This is a genomic window from Microbacterium excoecariae (genome assembly GCF_011326725.1).
Classification (GTDB): Bacteria; Actinomycetota; Actinomycetes; order Actinomycetales; family Microbacteriaceae; genus Microbacterium; species Microbacterium excoecariae.
On record NZ_JAANCO010000001.1, the window covers coordinates 112,837 to 131,846 of the forward strand.

Annotated in this window: 13 protein-coding genes; 3 read left to right on the forward strand and 10 right to left on the reverse strand. The window is 72.5% G+C overall.

The window, feature by feature from the left end:
* Positions 1–4: 4 nt before the first annotated feature.
* The 8 genes from G8E01_RS00505 to G8E01_RS00540 are packed head-to-tail and all read right to left on the reverse strand — an operon-like array spanning position 5 to position 10,811.
* Positions 5–2,716 carry a beta-L-arabinofuranosidase domain-containing protein gene (locus tag G8E01_RS00505; protein ID WP_166314360.1) on the reverse strand — a complete coding sequence of 904 codons (2,712 nt, stop codon included), beginning with the start codon at positions 2,714–2,716 and terminating at the stop codon, positions 5–7.
* Entirely contained in the window at positions 2,713–4,131 is a 1,419-nt protein-coding gene (locus G8E01_RS00510; RefSeq protein ID WP_166314363.1) for an aminopeptidase P family protein, read from the reverse strand. Before G8E01_RS00510 ends, G8E01_RS00505 begins: the two co-directional genes overlap by 4 nt.
* The gene (locus G8E01_RS00515) at positions 4,128–5,420 is read right to left on the reverse strand and encodes an alpha/beta fold hydrolase (RefSeq protein WP_166314366.1); all 1,293 of its coding nucleotides are present in this window, start codon (positions 5,418–5,420) and stop codon (positions 4,128–4,130) included. Before G8E01_RS00515 ends, G8E01_RS00510 begins: the two co-directional genes overlap by 4 nt.
* Positions 5,417–6,286 (reverse strand): ATP-binding cassette domain-containing protein, encoded by an 870-nt coding sequence (locus G8E01_RS00520; RefSeq protein WP_166314369.1) that lies wholly within the window; start codon positions 6,284–6,286, stop codon positions 5,417–5,419. The genes G8E01_RS00515 and G8E01_RS00520 overlap by 4 nt, the downstream gene beginning before the upstream one ends.
* Positions 6,283–7,155 (reverse strand): ABC transporter ATP-binding protein, encoded by an 873-nt coding sequence (locus G8E01_RS00525; protein ID WP_166314372.1) that lies wholly within the window; start codon positions 7,153–7,155, stop codon positions 6,283–6,285. Before G8E01_RS00525 ends, G8E01_RS00520 begins: the two co-directional genes overlap by 4 nt.
* Complete coding sequence (locus G8E01_RS00530) at positions 7,152–8,150, reverse strand: ABC transporter permease (protein WP_166314375.1); 999 nt, start codon at positions 8,148–8,150, stop codon at positions 7,152–7,154. Before G8E01_RS00530 ends, G8E01_RS00525 begins: the two co-directional genes overlap by 4 nt.
* On the reverse strand, positions 8,147–9,115 hold the full coding sequence (locus G8E01_RS00535) for an ABC transporter permease (protein ID WP_166314378.1): 969 nt from the start codon (positions 9,113–9,115) through the stop codon (positions 8,147–8,149). Before G8E01_RS00535 ends, G8E01_RS00530 begins: the two co-directional genes overlap by 4 nt.
* A 1-nt stretch (position 9,116) precedes the next feature.
* Positions 9,117–10,811, reverse strand: a complete 1,695-nt coding sequence (locus G8E01_RS00540) for an ABC transporter substrate-binding protein (protein WP_166314381.1) — start codon at positions 10,809–10,811, stop codon at positions 9,117–9,119.
* 412 nt (positions 10,812–11,223) lie between these two features.
* Here G8E01_RS00540 and G8E01_RS00545 point away from each other — a divergent pair, with 412 nt between their 5' ends.
* The gene (locus G8E01_RS00545; RefSeq protein ID WP_166314384.1) at positions 11,224–12,000 is read left to right on the forward strand and encodes an SDR family NAD(P)-dependent oxidoreductase; all 777 of its coding nucleotides are present in this window, start codon (positions 11,224–11,226) and stop codon (positions 11,998–12,000) included.
* A 796-nt stretch (positions 12,001–12,796) separates the two neighbouring features.
* On the opposite strand, the gene G8E01_RS00550 is transcribed toward G8E01_RS00545, so the two are convergent.
* A complete protein-coding gene (locus tag G8E01_RS00550) occupies positions 12,797–14,581 on the reverse strand; it encodes a cation:proton antiporter (protein ID WP_166314387.1) in 1,785 nt (594 codons plus the stop codon).
* Positions 14,582–14,663: 82 nt separating this feature from the next.
* On the opposite strand from G8E01_RS00550, the gene G8E01_RS00555 reads away from it, so the two are divergent.
* Together G8E01_RS00555 and G8E01_RS00560 are read left to right on the forward strand one after the other, a co-directional pair.
* Complete coding sequence (locus tag G8E01_RS00555) at positions 14,664–16,748, forward strand: acyltransferase family protein (protein ID WP_166314390.1); 2,085 nt, start codon at positions 14,664–14,666, stop codon at positions 16,746–16,748.
* Positions 16,749–16,788: 40 nt separating this feature from the next.
* Positions 16,789–17,832 carry an LLM class flavin-dependent oxidoreductase gene (locus G8E01_RS00560; protein WP_166314393.1) on the forward strand — a complete coding sequence of 348 codons (1,044 nt, stop codon included), beginning with the start codon at positions 16,789–16,791 and terminating at the stop codon, positions 17,830–17,832.
* A 213-nt stretch (positions 17,833–18,045) separates the two neighbouring features.
* On the opposite strand, the gene pheA is transcribed toward G8E01_RS00560, so the two are convergent.
* Entirely contained in the window at positions 18,046–18,999 is a 954-nt protein-coding gene (gene pheA, locus G8E01_RS00565; protein ID WP_166314396.1) for a prephenate dehydratase, read from the reverse strand.
* Positions 19,000–19,010: the final 11 nt, after the last annotated feature.

A 19,010-nucleotide genomic window follows, 5' to 3' on the forward strand; every position in this document is an offset into this window, starting at 1 on the left:
GCCCTCAGCGGGGCGGCAGCACGAGGCGCTGCCGGGGGGACTCGTTTCCCGCGCGATCGGTCGCCGAGAACTCGAGCACCTGCTCCTCCTCGCCGAGGCTGCGCACGAACGCCTCCTGGTACGTGGCCCAGAACGTGTCGGCACCGCCCCACTGGATCCGCTCCAGCCCGGACACCGCGTCGGCCGCGCGCAGGTCGATCTCGACGCTCGCGCCGAGCCGGCGCACGCGCGCCTCGGGCACGGGCGGAGCCGTGTCGATGGAGAGCTCCAGCGCCGCCGCCCCCGACCGGCCGGCGGCCGTCGTGGCGCGCGCCTCGACGCGCACGGCGCCCTCGCCGTCGACGGCGAACGGCCCCGCGTACGGACGCCACGGGCCGGCGTCGCCGCCCCGCACGAGGCGCACCTCGACCGACGGGGGGCGGGAGTCGGCGGAGCCCAGGTCGACGGCCGTCACGCGCACGCGCGGCCGCGCCGTGTACCACCCGGACGCCGCGGGCGGCTCCTCGGCGGCGACGACGACCGACGGCGGGACGGGGAGGTCCGCCAGCCCCGCGGGGACGATCCATTCCACCGCGTCCCCCGCCGGGCGCCACCCCGGCGACCCCCCGACGGCGACGCGGGACGACGCCGCCGAGCCTGCGCCATCCACGTCCGCGCGCGCGGCCGCGCCGAGCACGGCGTCGACCTCGTCGGGGGCGAGGAGCCCGTCGCGGCGCGCGGCGACGACGGCGGCCACCGCGCGGTCGCGGAACTCCGCCGCGGTGCGGGGCTCGGGCGCGCGCCAGATGTCGGTGAGCACCGAGGATCCGTCCGCACGCTCGCGCAGGGGTACCCCCGCGTCGACCCCCGCCAGCGCGACCATCCGCGCGCGGTCGCGGACGTACATGTGGTACCTCCGGTCGCTCCCGGTCCAGATCGGCTCGAACGCGATCCCGTCGATCCGGGGCGCCTCGCCCGGCGCGCCCTGGGGCGGATCCGCGACCAGGCGCCCGCCGAGCGCGCGGCGCCCCGCCAGCCCGACATCGAGGGGGGTGGTCGCGTCGCTGCGGGCGACGAGCAGGGTCGGCCCGGTCCGCACGGCGCAGAGCGTCGGGTCGTCCGGCGTGGCCTCCGCCGTCAGCACGGCGGGCAGGTCGATCTCGACGGCGTCGCCGGCGGACCAGCGGCGCCGCAGCGCGACGACCTCTCCCGGCGCGGCCGCGATCTCCTCGCCCGCGACCCGGACGCGCGCGGGCCCCGCGACCCACTCGGGGATCCGCACGTGCAGGGCGAGCTCCACCGGATCCGCCCCGCGCGGCTCGACGACCACCCGTGCGGCGCCGCCCCACGGCAGGCCGCCATCCACGCGCACGTCGACGCCCTGCGCGTCCCACAACAGGTGGGCGGGGGTCAGCATCCCGATCCAGAGCTCGGGCGCGCCCGAGGCGTCGCGGAAGAAGATCCCGTCGTGGTTCGTGACGTGGTTCTCGAGCCCCGTCCCGCCGCAGCAGGTCCCCGTGTTGTCGTACTCGGGCAGCGCCCCCGGGTCGACCGGGAACATGTAGGTGACCTCGGGGCTCACCTCCGACCGGGCGTCCCGGCGCGAGGCGAGGATGTGGTTCAGGGCGGCGTTCTCGGCGTAGGCGAGGAACCGCGGATCCCGGGTGTGCAGGAAGAGGCGCCGCGCGATCTTCTGCAGGTTGTACGTCGCGCACGTCTCCGCGTTGCGGCGCCCGATATCGCCCGCCACGGCGCCGGGCGGGCCCCAGAGCTCGCTCTCGCCCGTGCCGCCGTGCGCGTAGGTGCGGCCCGGGACGACCATGTCCCAGATTCCGCGCACCGCGTCGAGGTACCGGCGCTCGCCGGTGAGCTCGAACTGGCGCACGTAGCCGACCAGCTGGGGCAGGTGCTGGTTGGCGTGCATGTCCGTGAGGATGTCCTCGCCGCGCACGCCCGCGTCGATCAGGGCATCCATCTCAAACAGCCGGGCCGTCTCGAGGTGGCGCGGATCCCCGGTCGCGGCGCTCAGCCGCGCGAGCGTCTCGTTCATGCCGCCGTACTCGCCGGCGATGTAGAGCCCCCACATGCGCTGGATGCGCTCGGCGTCGAGCCGGGCCAGCCGATGCCCGACCCACTCACCCATCGCCGCGACGATCTCGAGCGCACGCGCGCTCCCCACCTGTTCGTGCGCGTCGAGCAGGCCCGCCATGATCTTGTGGCACGTGTAGTAGGGCGCCCAGATCTCGCCATAGGGCGCGAAGTCCTCGAGCCGCGCGAACTGCCACTCGCCGTAGGCGGCGAGGAACCCGGGATGGGAGAACCGTCCCGTCGCGGCGAGCGCGCGCTGCACCTCGCCGAGGCCCTCGACCATCTCGTGCGCCTTCGCGCGCAGCGCCGCGTCGCCCTCCGACGCCGCCGCGAACGAGAGCATCGACAGGAAGTGCCCGGCGTAGTGCCCGCGCAGGAGGTTCGCCGTCTGCGCGGCCTCGGCGCCGGGGTAGTCACCCTCGCCCCACGCCTCCTCCTGCGGGTGCCCGAAGCCCTCCCACGCTCCCGGCGGCTCCGCGCCGCGGGTGTCGAGGCCCGCGTTCGCCCGGAACACGGCGAGCATACGGTCGACCGGGTACGCGCGGGCGAGCTCGAGCATCGCCTCGCGCGACCGCAGGAAGACGCTGCCCGCGCCGTGGCGCACGGTGCCGTGCGGGAACGGCTCGAGCGCGGGGGGCGCGGCGGTCACCGCGCGCCCATCTGACGCCGCGCGAACTCCTCGACGCCCGCGGCGTCGATCGGGAGCGCGTCCGAGAGCACCTCGGATCCCGTCTCCGTCACGAGCACGTCGTCCTCGAGCCGCACCCCGATCCCCCGCAGCTCCGGCGGCAGGGTGAGGTCGTGGGCGTGGAAGTACAGCCCCGGCTCGACGGTCATGACGACCCCCGGCTCGAGGTCGGCGCCCATGTAGTCCTCGTAGTGGGCCTGGCTGCAGTCGTGCACGTCGAGACCGAGGTGGTGGCCGATGCCGCAGGCGAGGTAACGGCGGTGGTGCTGGCCCTGGGGCGACAGCGCCTCGTCCACCGAGACGGGCAGCAGGCCCCAGTCGTGCAGGCCCGTCGCGATGACCTCCATCGCCGCGAAGTGGAAGTCGAGATACGCGGTTCCCGGTCGGATCTGGGCGAGGCCGGCGCGGTGGGCCTTCTCCACGAGGTCGTGCACGTCCCGCTGGACGGGCGAGAAGGATCCGCTCGCGGGGAACGTGCGCGTCACGTCCGCCGTGTACAGGGTGCGCGCCTCGACGCCCATGTCGAGCAGCAGGAGCGCGTCGGGCAGGACCGGGCCGTCGCACCGCACCCAGTGGAGGGTGGGGGCGTGCGGACCGGACCCGACGATGGTGGAGTACCCGGGGCCGTTGCCGAGGGTGCGCGCGTGGCGGTCGAACGTGCCCTGCAGCCACCGCTCGCCGAGGCCCTCCTCGATCGCGCGGGGGACCTCGGCCACGGTCGCCGCGAACCCGGCGACGGACGCGTCCACGGCCTGGCGAAGCTGGGCGATCTCCCACGGATCCTTCACCATGCGCAGCACCGACACGGCGCGCTCGAGCTCGGCGGAGGCGGGCACCCCGAAGCGCCGCGCGGCGGCCGCGGAGAAGTGCGCGCCGCCGAGGCGATCCGCGTCGAACTCGGCGAGCGGGCGCACCTCGATGCCGAGCGCCTCGGCCCACGCGCCGAGGCCCGCCGTGGGCCCGACCCACAGCTCGCCGTGCAGCGCGTTGGCGAAGAACCCCGTCTCGCCGGGGCGGAAGGGCGCCGGCAGGAACAGGACGGCGTCGTGGCCGCCCGCGCGCGGGGTCATGACGAGAACCGCGTCCTCCGCCTGGCAGTTCGTCAGCCAGACGAAGGCGCTGTCCGCGCGAAAGCCGTACGACGCGTCGTCGTTCCGGACGGGCGCGACCCCCGCGGCCGCCACGATGGTCGCGTCCGGGAGGCGCTCGCCGAGGCGGGCGCGGTGCTCGGCGGCGGCCGCGGCGGCGCCGGCCGCGAGGTCCGGCGCCACGGGCTCGTCGGCCCATCCCCCGGCGATCCAGTCGCGGAAGGCGTCGACCTCCGCGAGGCGCGGGTAGCGCGTGCCCGCGTACGGCGGGCGCGGCAGGTTCGTCATGCTCGTTCTCCTCCCCGGTCGCGGACCAGCTCGCGCAGGCGCGTGAACGTGCGCCCCGAGCCGATGCCGTCGTGTTCAAACTCGTTGGTGACCCACCGGTCGGCCCCGCGGATCCGCGAGAGCGTGTCGAGCTGCAGCCCCGCGTCGACGTACATGTCGTCGAAGTAGACGGCGGCGGCCACGGGCACCTCGTTGGCGGCGAGCGCCTCGAGGTCGTACAGCGCGCTCCACTCGGTGCGGCGCGCGAGCTCGTTCACGGCCGGCGCGAACCCGCGCAACACCCGCGTCTCGTCGAACATCCAGGGGAACGCCATCTCCCCCGTGAAGAGCAGGGGGCGCCGGTCCTCCCCGAATTCCGGCCTCCGGTCCCGCTCGGCCTGCGCGGCCCAGGCCGTCGCGCCGCTGTCCGGGTCGCCGTAGATCGCCTCCTGCAGCGTCCAGAACAGCGGGTTGCCCGCCGTGGACGACAGCGCCTGCACGTCCTGCAGGAACGCCTCGGAGAACCGGCCCGGCCGCACGAAGGCCTTCTCGACGAGCCAGTGGATCCGCTCGTGCCCGGGCTTCATCCCGAAGTCGATCCCGAGCGACTGGAAGCGCCGCACCGTCAGGCGGTCGCCGTCCGGCAGCCGGACGTCCTCCGCCTGCAGCACGTCCGCGATGCGCGCGACCGCCTCCACATCGCCGGGGTACCGCCGGTACAGCTCGGCCGTCTTCGCGGCCACCCGGTCGAACGTGCGGCGATAGACCTCCGCGGCCCGGGGCGGGGTGCCGGGGACGCCGCCGCAGATGTAGCTCGCGCGGAGCGCGTCCGGTGCGAACGACAGGTAGGTGAGGGTGATCCAGCCGCCGAAGCTCTGCGCGAGAGTCGCCCAGCGGCGCCCGCCGTACACCTCGCCGCGCACGTACTCGAGGTCGCGGACGATCGAGTCCGCGCGGAACAGGGCGAGGTAGTCCGCGCCCGCCGCGCCGTCCCCGCGGTCCGCGACGACGCGCGCGTCGACGGGGGTGGATCCGCCCGTGCCGCGCTGGTCGACGAGGACGAGCCGGTATTCGCGCAGCGCCTCGTCGATCCAGCCGTCGCGCGCGAGGGGCCGCGGGTTCGCGCCGCCCGGCCCGCCCTGCAGGTAGGTGAGCAGCGGGGTCTCGGGGACGTCCCGTTCCGGATCCACGAGCTCCCGGATGAAGAGCTCGATCCGCTCGCCGTCCGGTCGGCCCCAGTCGAGCGGCACCTCCACGCGCCCCTCGCGCACCCGCATCCCGCGGAGCATGTACGTCGTCGTCAGGGTCATCGCGTCGCCTCCGTCTGCGCGGTCGCCGTTCGGCGCCGCTCCTCGGCCGCGCGCCTGCGCGCGTCCCACTCCGGCTCGATCCGAGGCACGGCGGCGAGGAGCGCGCGGGTGTACTCGTGCTGGGGATCCTCGAACACCTGGTCGCGCGCGCCCGTCTCGACGACCTTGCCCCGGCTCATCACCGCGACGCGGGTCGCGATCTGGCGCACGACCGCGAGGTCGTGGGCGATGAAAAGGTAGCCGAAGCCCTCCTCGGCCTGCAGCTCGCGCAGCAGGTTGATGACCTGGGCCTGCACGGAGACGTCGAGCGCGGAGACCGCCTCGTCGCAGATCACGAGCTTCGGGCTCACCGCGAGCGCGCGGGCGATGCCGATGCGCTGCGCCTGCCCGCCCGAGAACTGGGACGGGAGGCGGTTCGAGAAGTCGGGGTTGAGCCCGACGCGTTCCATGAGGTTCCGCGTGAACGCCCGGGCACCCCCGGGGATCCGCTTGCCCTGGTACGCCAGCGGCGCGGTCACGATGCGCTCGACGGTGTGGCGCGGGTTCAGGGACGAGAACGGATCCTGGAAGATCACCTGCACGGATCCGCGGAACCCGTGGAGCGCGCGCCCCGACAGCGCCGAGACGTCCTGCCCCTCGATCTCGACGCGGCCGGCGTCGGCGTCCATCAGGCGCGCGACGAGGCGCGCGGTCGTGGACTTGCCGGATCCGGACTCGCCCACAAGCGCGAGCGTCTCGCCGCGGTGCACCTCGAGCGAGACGTCGTCGACGGCGCGGAACGTCTGGGCCTTGCCCAGCAGCCCGCGGCGGCCCGTCGGGAACTCCTTCACGAGTCCGGTGGCGCGGCACAGGGGTGCGTCGGTCATCGCGTTCCTCCCGGGATGGTGGGCATCGCGCTCGTCGTGCGCAGGACGCCGATCTCGTCGTCGATGCGGGGCACGGCGTCGAGCAGCCGGCGCGTGTAGTCGGCGGCCGGGTCGCTAAAGACGCCCTCGGTCGTGCCGCTCTCGACGCACACGCCGTTGCGCATGACGACGATGTCGTCCGTCACCTCGCTGACGACGGCGAGGTCGTGGGTGATGAGGATAAGGCTCGCGCCCGTGTCCCGCCGGATCTCGGCGAGCAGGTCGAGGATCTGCGCCTGCACCGTGACGTCGAGGGCCGTGGTCGGCTCGTCCGCGATGATGAGATCCGGCTCCATCGTCAGCGCCATCGCGATCATGATGCGCTGGCGCATGCCGCCGGAGAACTGGTGCGGGTAGTGATCGACGCGCGTGGCCGCGTCGCGGATGTGCACGCGGTCGAGCGCCTCGATGGCGACGCGGCGGGCCTCGGAGCGGGTCACGCCCCGGCGGTGCGAGCGATACGCCTCCATGATCTGCGTCCCCACCCGGTAGTACGGGTTCAGCGAGGACAGCGGGTCCTGGAAGATCATCGCGATCCGGTCGCCGCGGACCTCCCGCAGGCGCTTCTCCGGAAGCGCCGTGAGCTCGGTCCCGTCGAAGCGAATCGACCCGGTCGCGGCGCCGCCCTTCGGCAAAAGCCCCATCACCGCCAGGCTCGTCATCGACTTCCCGGATCCGGATTCGCCCACGATCCCGAGCGCCCCGCCGCGGGGCACGGAGAAGGAGAGGTTGTCGACGACGTCAGCCGGGCCGGCCGCCGTCGGGAAGGAAACGGTCAGCCCCTCGACCGCGAGGAGCGGATCCGCCGCCGCGGTGGTGTGCTCGCTCATACTCGTGCCCCCGTCCGAACGCGCGGATCGATCGCCGTGTACAGCATGTCGACGACGAGGTTGCCGACGATGACGAAGAACGCCGACAGCAGCGTGACGGCCATGATGACCGGCTGATCGTTACTCGTGATGGAGTCGGCCGTGAGCTTTCCGACCCCGTTCATCCCGAAGACGGTCTCCGTGATGACGGCGCCGCCGAGCAGCGCCGCGATGTCCATGCCGAACAGCGTCACGATCGGCGTAAGCGCGGGCCGCAGAGCGTGCCGCCGCCAGACGAGGCTCGGGCGCAGGCCCTTCGCCCGCGCGGTCCGCACGAAGTTCTCCTGGAGCGTGTCGATGACGTTCGCGCGCGTCAGCCGCGTGTACACGGCGGCGTAGGTGGCGGCCAGGACGATCCACGGCATGAGGAAGTTCAGGAACCACTGCGCCGGATCGTCGGCGAAGGGAACGGCCTGGGGGAACGGGAGCCAGCCCAGCGCGACGACGAGCACGAACTGCAGCGCGAGCGCCAGCACGTAGTTCGGGATCGACATCGAGCCGAGCGTGAGCCCCGCGAGGAAGCGGTCGAGGAAGCGCCCCTCGTTGACCGCGCTCAGCACGCCCGCCGCGACGCCGCCGAGGAGCCACAGGATCCCCGCGCCCGCCGCGATGGTCGCCGAGATCGGCAGGCGCTGCACGATCATGTCGCCGACGAGCTGGCTGGTCTGGAAGGAGTACCCGAGGCACGGCGCCTGGCAGACGATCTCCGCCCCCGCGACCTCGAAGGTGCGCCCCGCGAACAGGCCGCCGACGTACGTGAAGAACTGCGTCCAGAACGGCAGGTCGAGCCCGAGGCTCGCGCGGATCTGGTCGATGCGCTCCGGCGTACAGTTCTTCCCGCAGATCTGGACGGCCGGATCCGGCGACAGCACGAAGAAGATGACGTACGTGAAGAGCGTGACGAGGAAGAGGACGAGCACCATCCCCGCCAGGCGCGATGCGAGCATGCGGATCATGCGCGGACCTCCCCGCTGCCCACGATCACGCGGACGCGATCGCCCAGCGTCGTGAACGAGATGACCAGGAGGAACAGGAACGCTCCCGGTATGATGAAGTACATGGGGTCCACGGCGTACCACGGGGCGGCGGACGCGATCATCTGACCCCAGCTGGGCGTGGGCGGAACGACGCCGACGCCCAGGAACGACAGTCCCGCCTCCGTGCCGACGTACCCCGGCACGGCGAGGGTCGACATCACGATGATGGTGGACTGCAGGTTCGGCAGGATCTCGCGGAAGATGATCTGCCCGTGGCTCGCGCCGGAGGCGCGGGCGGACTCGACGAACTCGCGCTGCGTGAGGGAGAGCGTCTGCGAGCGCACGATGCGGGCGAGGTAGGGCCACCCGAACAGCGAGATGACGAGGATCAGAAGCACGACGCGGTTGTCGGCGGGAAGCGCCGAGAGGATCGCGATCATGAAGATCAGGGCGGGGAACGCCATGAGGAACTCCATGACGCGCGAGATCACGGCGTCGATCCAGCCGCCGAAGTACCCCGCGAGCAGCCCGAACACGACGCCAAGGACCGTGGTGAGCACCGTCGCGCTGAGCGCCACGGTGAGCGAGACGCGCGCGCCGTAGACGATGCGCGCGAAGATGTCGCGCCCGCTCCCCGGCTCGACACCGAACCAGTGTTCGCCGCTGATGCCGCCGAATGCGCCGTAGGGCAGCGCCCCCATGTTGGGGTCGACAGCGCTCTGGTCGAACTCATACGGACCCCAGCCGCTGATCTTCACGATCAGCGGCGCGAAGATCGCCATGAGCACCATCAGCACGATGTATCCGGTCGACAGCATCGACGGGATGTCGGTGACGAACGCCTTCAGGAGGCGACGGCCGGGAGCCGCCGGCGGCTCCGCGCTGGTCTGCGCGGAGTCGCCGGCGGCGGGCGCGGCCTCGATTCGAGTCGCGGGAACGGTCATGTCAGCCCTTCGAGGGGTCCTCGAGGCCCACGATCGTGAGGTCGGTCATGCTCGTGTTCGGCACGTACCCGGCGATGTTCTCGCCCGGCAGGAAGATCCCGTTCTCGAGCACGAGCGGCGCGATCGGCGCGAGCTCCATGATCTGCTCGTCGAGGTCGCCCCACGCGGCGATGGCGGCGTCGCGGTCGTCCATCGTCTGGATCTCCGCGATGCGCTCGTTGATGGCCTCGTCGTCCAGCTGAGCGAGGTTCTGGTTTCCTCGATCCGTGATGACGGCGCCGTCGAACAGCGGCGGGATGAACGTCGACGCGCTCGAGGCCCAGTCCGGGCACCATCCGGTGATCGCCGCGTCGTTCTGCTTCGAGGGCGTCGCGATCGTCTCGTAGTAGATCGACGCGTCGATGACGTTGAGGTTCACCGTCACGCCGATCTGCTCGAGCGACTGCTGGATCGCCTCGGCCTGCGCCTGCGCGACGGGGAGGTTGCGGATGTCGAGGGTGAACTCGAACCCGTCCTCGAGGCCCGCCTCCGCGAGAAGCGCCGTGGCCTCCTCGGCGTCGCCCGTATTGCCCTCGCTCGGGTACAAGTCGAAGTCCTTGTGGCCCGAGACGGCGTCCGGGATGATCGTCGTCGCGATCTCGGCGAGCTGCGTGCCGCCCGACGCGTTCTGCACGGCCGACCGGTCGATCGCCCAGTTGATCGCCTGGCGCACGCGGACGTCGTCGAACGGTTCCTTCGTGGTGTTCATCGACATGTAGGTCGTGCAGTACGCGGGCGCCGTGATCGCGCGCTCCTGGAGCTCCGGCGTCTGGATCCGCGGAAGCGTGGCGCTGCCGATCTTGCTCGCGATCGCGTTCGCGTCCGTGCCCTGCCCGGCGATCATGCGCTCGTCGATCGTGGCCGAGTCGATGCCGATCTCGAACTCCCACGCGTCCGGGTAGGCCAGGCGCACGTCGTCCGTGTCGGCGTCCCAGTACTCGTTGCGCACGAGTTCGATGGAGCTGCCGGGCGTGTAGCTCTCGAGCGTGTAGGGGCCCGAGGCGATCACGTCGTTGATGAACTCGTCGCCGCCGCCCGTGCCCTCGGGGAAGGGGGCGGCGTTCGGCTGCGCCAGGACGTTGTCGAACTCGGGGAACGGCTCCTTCAGGTGGAACACGATCGTCTTGTCGTCGGGGGTTTCGATCGTCGGGAGGTCTCCCGAGACGTAGGGACCCTCGTAGTCCTCGGGCGCGTCGATGACCGACTTGAGGTACGGGGATCCGATCCCGATGTCCGGGTCCCACGCGCGCGAGATGCCGTACTTCATCTCGGCCGACGTGATGGGGTCGCCGTTGTCGAAGAAGAGGTCGTCCTTCAGCGTGTACGTCCACGTCAGGCCGTCGTCGGACACCTCACCGAGCGACTCGGCGAGGTCCGGAACGATCGCGTTCGGGTCCTCGGCGTCGCCGGCCGCCTGCATCGTGAGGCCGCGGTACATGAGGCGGTAGAACGCGTTCACGCCGCCGTCCCAGCCGCGCGCCGGGTCGAGATACGAGAAATCGGCGGTCTGCAGCATGTGCACCGTGCCGCCGGACTGCGGCTCGCCCGCCGCCGATCCCCCGCCCGATGCCTCTGTTGCGTCCCCTGAGCACGCGGTCGCGAGCATGACACCCGCGAGCGTGAGCGCAATCGCGCCCGTCTTGAGCTTCTTCGTCACAGCGGTAGTCCTTACCTTTCTCTGCCCCGTTGCATTGGGAGGGACATTAGCATCGGGCTATATGACAGTGCAATGTGCAACTGCACTGTCCGTTCTAGTCGGTGACGCCGTCTCGATTAGGGGGAGAAACGAGATCGTCACAGCGGCCGAGGCGCATTTAACATGCGCGAAACATGCGCGGGCGCGGGGTGCCACGCGCGACCCGGTGGGGGCTGCGCGTGGGGGGGGGCAGAGCGTGCGACCCGGTGGAGCGGGGCGTGGGGTGGTTCCGTAGGGCGCAGACCACGTGGGGTGCTGGCGGGCTCTGCAAAGGCGATGCCACGGGCCCTGCGCGCGCGTCGGCCGGGGTGCTCGCGTGCGTGCGGCATCTAATCCGCCTGCGGGCCGGCCCCTCCCCGCTTACCCTGGCCGCATGCCTTCTTCCTCGCCGACCACCCTCATCACCGGCGCCAGCGCGGGCCTCGGCGCGGAGTTCGCCGCGCAGCTCGCCGCGCGCGGGCACGACCTCGTGCTCGTCGCCCGGCGCGAGGAACGCCTGCGGGAGCTCGCCGATCGCCTCGCCGCCGACCACGGCGTGCTCGTGGAGACGATCGCCGCCGATCTCGCCTCAGACGGGGCCGCACGGCGCCTCCACGCCGAGACGGCATCCCGCGGGATCCACGTCACGGGTCTCGTGAACAACGCCGGGTTCGGCCTGAAGGGCGCCCTCGCCGACGAGGATCCGGCCCGCCTCGACGCCATGATCCACCTCAATGTCGCCACCCTCACCGCGCTGACCCGCGCCTACCTGCCGGACATCCTCGCCGCGGGCGGGATCCTCGTGAACGTCGCGAGCACCGCGGCCTACCAGCCCTGCCCGAGCATGGCCGCCTACGGCGCGACGAAGGCGTACGTGCTGAGTTTCACGGAGGCGATCGCGCACGAGGCCCGAGGATCCGGGGCGCGGATCCTCGCCATCAGCCCCGGCGCCACCCGCACCGAGTTCTTCGACGAGGTGGGCACGGAGGCTATGGCGTTCGGCCGCTTCCAGTCGTCCCGCCAGGTCGTCGCGCGCACCCTCCGCGCCCTCGACGCGCGCTCGCGCCCCACGAGCGTCGTCTCCGGCCGCCTGAACGCACTCACCGCCGCGATCGCCCAGCGCGTCCCCCGCCGCCTCGCCCTCGCAGCGAGCGGCCGCGCGCTGCGCTGAGGCGCGCCGCGGGGGAGGTGCTCGGGGCGCGAGCCGGGGGCGAGCGGTTCGGGTCGCGCAGATGCACGCGAATCCGCGCCGGGAAGGTGCATTCGCGCGATCCGAGCGCGGCGGCGCGCGGCCAAGTCGCTCAAACGCACGAGGACCCGCACCGGGAAGGTGCATACGCGCGATCCGAACGCTGTGGCGCGGGTGCGCGAGGCCAGATCGCTCAAACGCACGCTGATGCCCGCGGGGAAGGTGCATTCGGGCGACCCGAGCGTGGCGGCGCGCGGCCGGGTCGCGCAAATGCACCCGAACCCTCACCGCGAACGTGCATATGCGCGATCCGACGCGGACGCGCGCGGCCAGGTCGCTCAAACGCACCCCGATCCGCAACGGGACGGTGCATACGCGCGAACCGAGCGCTAGGCCAGGTCGCACAAACGCACCCGGATCCGCGCCGCGAACATGCATACGCGCGATCCGAATGCGGCGGCGCGCGGCCAGGTCGCGCAAATGCACCCGATTTCGGCCGAAATAGGTGCATACGCGCGACCCGAACGCGGTGGCGCGCGGCCAAGTCGCGCAAACGCACCGGATCCGCGCAGGGAAGGTGCATACGGGCGATCCGAACGCGCCAGCGCGCGGCCACGTCGCGCCCATGCACCAGGATCCGGCCGAGTTAGGTGCATATGCGCGATCCGAACGCGAAAGCGCGCGGCCAAATCGCGCAAACGCACCCGGATCCGCGCCGGGGAGGTGCATATGCGCGACCCGAAAGCGGCGAGGCCACCGCGCCCCCTCCGCGCCGCCCCTACCCCGCGCGGGCGTCGTCACCTCGGGCGGATCCGCGGGCGTCGAGGGCGAGTTCCTCGGCGTCGACGGCGCGCAGCAGTTCGCGCATGACCTCCTCGCTGAGGCGGCCCGCGCGGCACTCCTCCAGGAGCACGCGGCGGCGCACCTCCAGCCACCCCTTCGATAGCGCCGTGAGCTCGCGGCCGATCGCGCCGCGGCGGGCGAGGGCGGCCTCGTCCTCCACGAGATCGCGCTGGCGCTCTGCGCGCTCGCTCTCCTTCTCCAGCCGCAGCAGCATGCGGGAGTACTTCTTGAAGATGGCGTCGCCGTCGGATCCGTGCGTCTCGAGCCAGGACTGCTGACGGCGGCGGAGGTACTCGATGCCGGCCGCGTTGCTGCGGCGGCGCACGCGCGTGATGGCGCGCTCGTCGGACGCGCGCTCGTCCGCGCTCGAGACGCCGAGACCGCGGATCAGCGCGGGCAGCGTGAGCCCCTGGAGGAGCAGGGTCCCGACGGTGACGGCGAAGGCGACCGTCACGAGCACCTCGACCTGGCCGGACGGCATGCCGCCGTCGGTGAGCTCGGGGAGCGCGATCGCCATCGCGAGCGTCACCACGCCGCGCATGCCGGCCCACGAGATGACCGCCCGGTCCTGCCAGCTGAGGCGGGGTTCGAGGATCCGGTCCTGCACGAGCGCCGACGCGCTCGTGCCGCCGCGGCGCTGGGCCTTCGCCCGCGCGGCGCGCACGGGCTTCGCCCCGTGGCTGCGCGGATCCCTCTGGAACGCCTCGACGGCGTGCTTCCAGCGCACGAGGCGCGCGCCCTGCAGCCACTGTCCCCACGCGTACGCGCCGAACACGAAGAGGGGCCGCACGACGAGCACGGTCCCCAGCACGGCGAGCGCGAGGAGCACGGTGGTGGATCCGTGTGAGGATCCCACCTCCGCGATGACGGCGGGCAGCTGGAGGCCGATGTAGGCGAAGACGAAGGCCTCGAGCAGGAAGTCCATCGAGGCCCAGACGGGACCGTCCTGCATGCGCGTCGCGTAGGGGGCACGCGGCGCCTGGTATCCGACGAACAGGCCCATCGCGACGACCGCGAGGACGCCGGATCCGCCGAGATGCTCGGCGATCGCGTAGACGCCGAACGGGAGCAGCAGGCCGACGCTGCCGGTGACGACCGGGTCGTCCACGTGCATGCGCAGGGCGTGCAGCCCCGCGCCCGCGACGAGGCCCACCGCGACGCCGACGACGACCGCGAGGGCGAAGCCGCCGAGCCCGTCCCACAGCGTGACCGTCGCCCCCGCCACGATCGCCGCGAACACGCGCACGAGCGTCAGGGAGGTGGCGTCGTTGATGAGGCTCTCGCCGCTGATGACCGTCATGACCCGGCGGGGCAGGCCGAGCTTGCGCCCGATCGCGGCGGCGGAGACGGCGTCGGGCGGGCCGACGATCGCGCCGAGGAGGAGCGCGCCCGCGATGCCGAGCTCGGGCATCATGAGCCACGCGACGAGGCCGACCGCCGCCGCGGTGACGGCGACGAGCCCCACCCCGAGCCGCCGAACATGGGGCGCCGCCTGCCGGAAGCTGAGGAACGACGCGTCGAGCGACGCCGAGTACAACAGGGGCGGCAGGACAAGGGCGAGCAGGAGGTCGCCGTCGAGCGTGAGGTCGGGCACGATCGGCACCAGCGACGCGGCGAGCGCGACGGCCGTGACGAGCAGCGGCGCGGGCCAGCCTCGCCACTTCGCGAACGACGCGACCGCGCTCGCGCACACGAGGACGACGAAGAGCTCAGCCATCATGGGAAAAGGCTAGGCCGCGCCCGCCGCGCCCCGGCGCAGGCGCTCCCAGCTACATCACAAAACGATAACTATGGTGGAGACGATGAGCCAGACCACCGCCGCTCGCCCGTCCGCGGATCCGCGCGCCTCGCACGCGTCGTGGCGCCCCGACATCCAGGGCCTGCGCGCGCTCGCGGTCGTCCTCGTCGTGCTCTCGCACGTGCACCTCCCCGGCCTCGAGGGCGGGTTCGTGGGCGTCGACGTCTTCTTCGTCATCTCGGGCTTCCTCATCACCCAGCTCCTCCTGCGCGAGGTCGAGCGCACGGGCACCGTGAGCATCGCCGAATTCTACGTGCGCCGCGCGCGCCGGATCCTCCCCGCCGCCACCGTGGTCACGGTCGTCGTGCTCGTCTACGCGGCGATCGCGCTCCCCGTCGCCCGCGTCGACGACACGGCCGTCGACGCGGCGTGGACGAGCGTGTTCCTCGCCAACTGGCACTTCGCGGCGTCGGGCGCCGACTACTTCTCGGTGACGGATCCGAGCCTGTTCCAGCACTACTGGTCGCTCGCGGTCGAGGAGCAGTTCTACCTCGTGTGGCCCGTGCTCGTGCTGCTGTTCGTACCGCGCCTCGGCGCCCGCGCCTTCACGGGGATCGCGACGTTCGTGCTCGCCGCCTCGTTCGCCTACGCCCTGTGGGTCACGGCCACTTCCCCCGAGCCCGCCTACTTCAACACCGCCGCCCGCGCCTACGAGCTCGCGGCGGGCGCGCTGCTCGCGTGCCTCGGATCCGCGCCCCTGCGCTCCCGCTGGCGCCACGGCGCGGCCTGGGCGGGCGTGCTCCTCCTCGCGGTGGCCACGGCCACCTTCTCCGAGCAGACGCCCTTCCCGGGCTGGCACGCCGCCGTGCCCGTCGCCGGCACGGCGCTGCTGCTCGCCGCCGGCCCCGACACGTGGCCCGGGCGCGTCCTCTCGGCCCGGCCCGTCCGCTACGTCGGCGACATCTCCTTCTCGCTCTACCTCTGGCATTGGCCCGTCGCGCTGGCGTTCGCCGCCGCGCTCCCCCACGACGCGCCGCTCCTCGTCAGCGCGGCCCTCACGATCGCCGTCTCGTTCGGCCTCGCCTCGGCGAGCTACCACCTCGTCGAGACGCCGTTCCAGAAAAAGCGCGTCCCCGTGTTCTCCCGCGACCGCCGCACGCTATGGCTCTGGCCGATCAGCGTCGTCGTCGTGCTCGCGTGCGTCGCGGGATCCGCCGCGTACGGATCCGCCCGCCAGGCCGCCCAGCAGGCGGACGCCGAGGCGTACTTCGACGAGCACGGGTATCAGGAGATCCAGGGCGAGGACGTCGACGAGGTGCAGGACTCGCTCGACGAGGCCGTCGAGGTGGCCGAGTCGGGGGCGCCCATCCCGCCCGACATCGACGCCGACGCCCTGCAGGACGCCAAGTGGACGGACCTCGTCGACGGCGACTGCTACGCGAGCGAGGGCGAGCGCGATGCGGACGTATGCGCGTACGGGAATACGCAGTCCGACACGACGATCGCCGTCATCGGCGACTCGCACGCGGCGATGTGGATCCCCGCGCTCGACATGATCGGCAAGGACCACGACTTCCGCGTCATGCTTTTCGCGAAGATGGCGTGCGGGGCATACCCCGTGGTGCAGGACGCCGACGGGCACGTCCAGCCCGACTGCGACGCTTTCCGCGACTTCACGCGCGACGAGGTGGCCGACCTCGCGCCCGACGCGGCGATCCTCAGCGCCCGCGGGCAGCTCAACATGACCGACCAGCCGGACGCGTCGATCGACGAGCAGTGGGCGACGGCCGTCACGGAGGCCGTCACGGGCTACCAGGAGTCGGCCGGCCGCGTCATCGTGCTGGGCGACGTGCCCGCGCGCGACGAGTCGGAGCCGAAGGACTGCGTCGACGCGCCCGGCGCCGACCAGGAGACCTGCGTCGTCTCGGGCCAGAGCCAGGAGGCGCACAGCAACGCCATCACCGAGGAGCGCGCGACGGCCGCGAACGCAATCTACGTCGACACCGAGCCGCTCGTGTGCAGCGAGGCGGGCTGCCCGCTGTTCGCGGGCGACGTGCCGATCTACGAGGACAACTCGCACCTGAACCGCCTCTGGGTCGAGCACATCGCCCCCGCGCTCGGCCGCGAGCTCGAGGACGCGCTGCCGTAGCGGGGAATAGCCGGGGCGGATCCGCGGTTCGGAAGAAGCGATGAGCACCACTCCCGCACTGTCTGTCCTCGACCTCGTCCCCGTGCGCACGGGCCAGACCACGCAGCAGGCGATCGCGTCGTCGCTCGCGCTGGCGCAGGCGGCCGACCGACTGGGCTACCGGCGCTACTGGTTCGCCGAGCACCACAACATGCCGGCCGTGGCCTCGACGTCGCCGCCCGTGCTCATCGCGGCCGCGGCGGCGCGCACCGAGCGGATCCGTGTCGGATCCGGCGGCGTCATGCTGCCGAACCACGCGCCGCTCATCGTGGCGGAGCAGTTCGCAGCGCTCGAGGCGATCGCGCCGGGACGCATCGACCTCGGGCTCGGGCGCGCGCCCGGTAGCGACCCCGTGATCACCCAGCTCCTGCGGCGCTCGGGCACGACGAGCGAGGCGCAGCAGTTCCCGGAGCACGTGCAGAACATCATCCAACTCATGGAGCGCGACGGGGCGACCGTGCGCTTCACCTCCGGCGGCACATACGAGGTGGCCGCGACGCCGGACGCGTCGAGCGCGCCCGAGGTGTGGCTGCTCGGATCCAGCGACTTCTCCGCCCAGCTCGCCGCGCAGCTCGGCCTGCCGTACGTGTTCGCGAACCACTTCGCGGGCGACGGCCTCGAGCGCGCGATGGCGCTGTACCGCCAGGGCTTCCAGCCGAGCGAGCGGCACCCGGATCCGCGGTCCTTCGTCACCGCGAACGTCGTGGTCGCCGAGACGCAGGCCCTCGCGGAGGAGCGCGCGCTGCCCCAGCTGCGCCAGTTCGCGCGCCTGCGCTCGAACAAGCCCATGCGCAAGATCGAGACGATCGACGAGGTGCGCGAGAACCCGTCGGACGCGCTCGAGGACTCGCTCATCCAGCAGAACCGCCGGCGCTGGTTTGTCGGCGAGGCGCCGCGCGTGACGGACGAGCTGCGCGCGTTCGCCGAGACGCACGGCGTCGACGAGATCATGATCTCGCCGTCGGCGGGCGCGTACCGGACGGATCCGCTGGACGAGACCCCGGGCCGCCTCGCGACGCTGGAGCTCCTCGCGGCGAAGCTGTAGGGGTCGGCGCCCGCCGGGGCCGGTGCCCGCCGGGGCCGGTGCCCGCCGGGACGTTCGGCGTCGTGCGTGCGCGGCGCCTAAGTCCACATTTCTCCGGCAAGTCTCACCGGATTCCGGTGAGACTTGCCGGAGAAATGTGGACTTGAGCGAGCGCCAACGCGCGCCGGCTCACCGGTCGGCGCCGTAGGCCCCGGCGGCCCAGCCGCCCGCGACCTACCCCTCGTCGGCGCCCGCGAGGATGCCGCGGAGCCAGTCGCGCGCGTCGGCGAAGGACTCGTCCGCGTAGCGGGCCTCGGCGTGCACGCGCTCGCGGTCCGCGCGGGGGTAGGACCCGAGGAACATCACGTGCGGGCTGAAGCGCTTGAGGCCCATGAGCGCATCGGCCATCCGCTCGTCCGAGACGTGCCCGTCGGCGTCGATGACGAAGCGGTACCGCCCGAGGCGGTCGCCGATGGGGCGCGACTGGATGAGGCTGAGGTTGATGCCGCGCGTCGCGAACTGTTCGAGCATCTCGACGAGCGCGCCGGGCACCTCCTTCGGCAGCTCGACGATCAGCGAGGTCTTGTCGGCCCCGGTCTTCTCCGGCGGCACGACGGTGCGCGTGACGAGCACGAAGCGGGTCACGGCGTCCGGGTTGTCCCCGATACCCTCGGCCAGCACGTCCACGTCGTAGTGATTCACGACGCCCGGCGCCGCGATCGCCGCGTGCGCGGGGAGGGATCCGTCGAGCACGCCGATCGCGCTGGCGACGTTGCTCGCCGCGATGACCTGCGTGTGGCCGGGCACGTTCCGCCCGAGCCACTCGAGGCACTGCGCGTACGCGACGGGGTGGGCCGCGACGTCGGTGACGTCCTCCAGTCGCGTCCCGCGCGGCGCGACGAGCACGAACGACACGGGCACCAGGTACTCGCCGATGATCCGCAGACCCGGGGTGTTCGCGAGCGCGTCCTGGGCGCTCGAGACGCCGCCCTCGACCGTGTTCTCGATCGCGATCATCGCGCCGTGCGACCGGCCGCTCGCGACGTCGGCGAGCGCCGCCCCCACGTTCGCGACGGGCCGCCACGCCTGCCCCCGCGCCTCCTCGACCTGCGCGAGCGCGGCCTCCGTAAACGTCCCCGCCGGCCCGAGATAGCTGTAGGTGCGCGGGGAGGCGGGGGTCTCGGTCATGGTCACAGCGT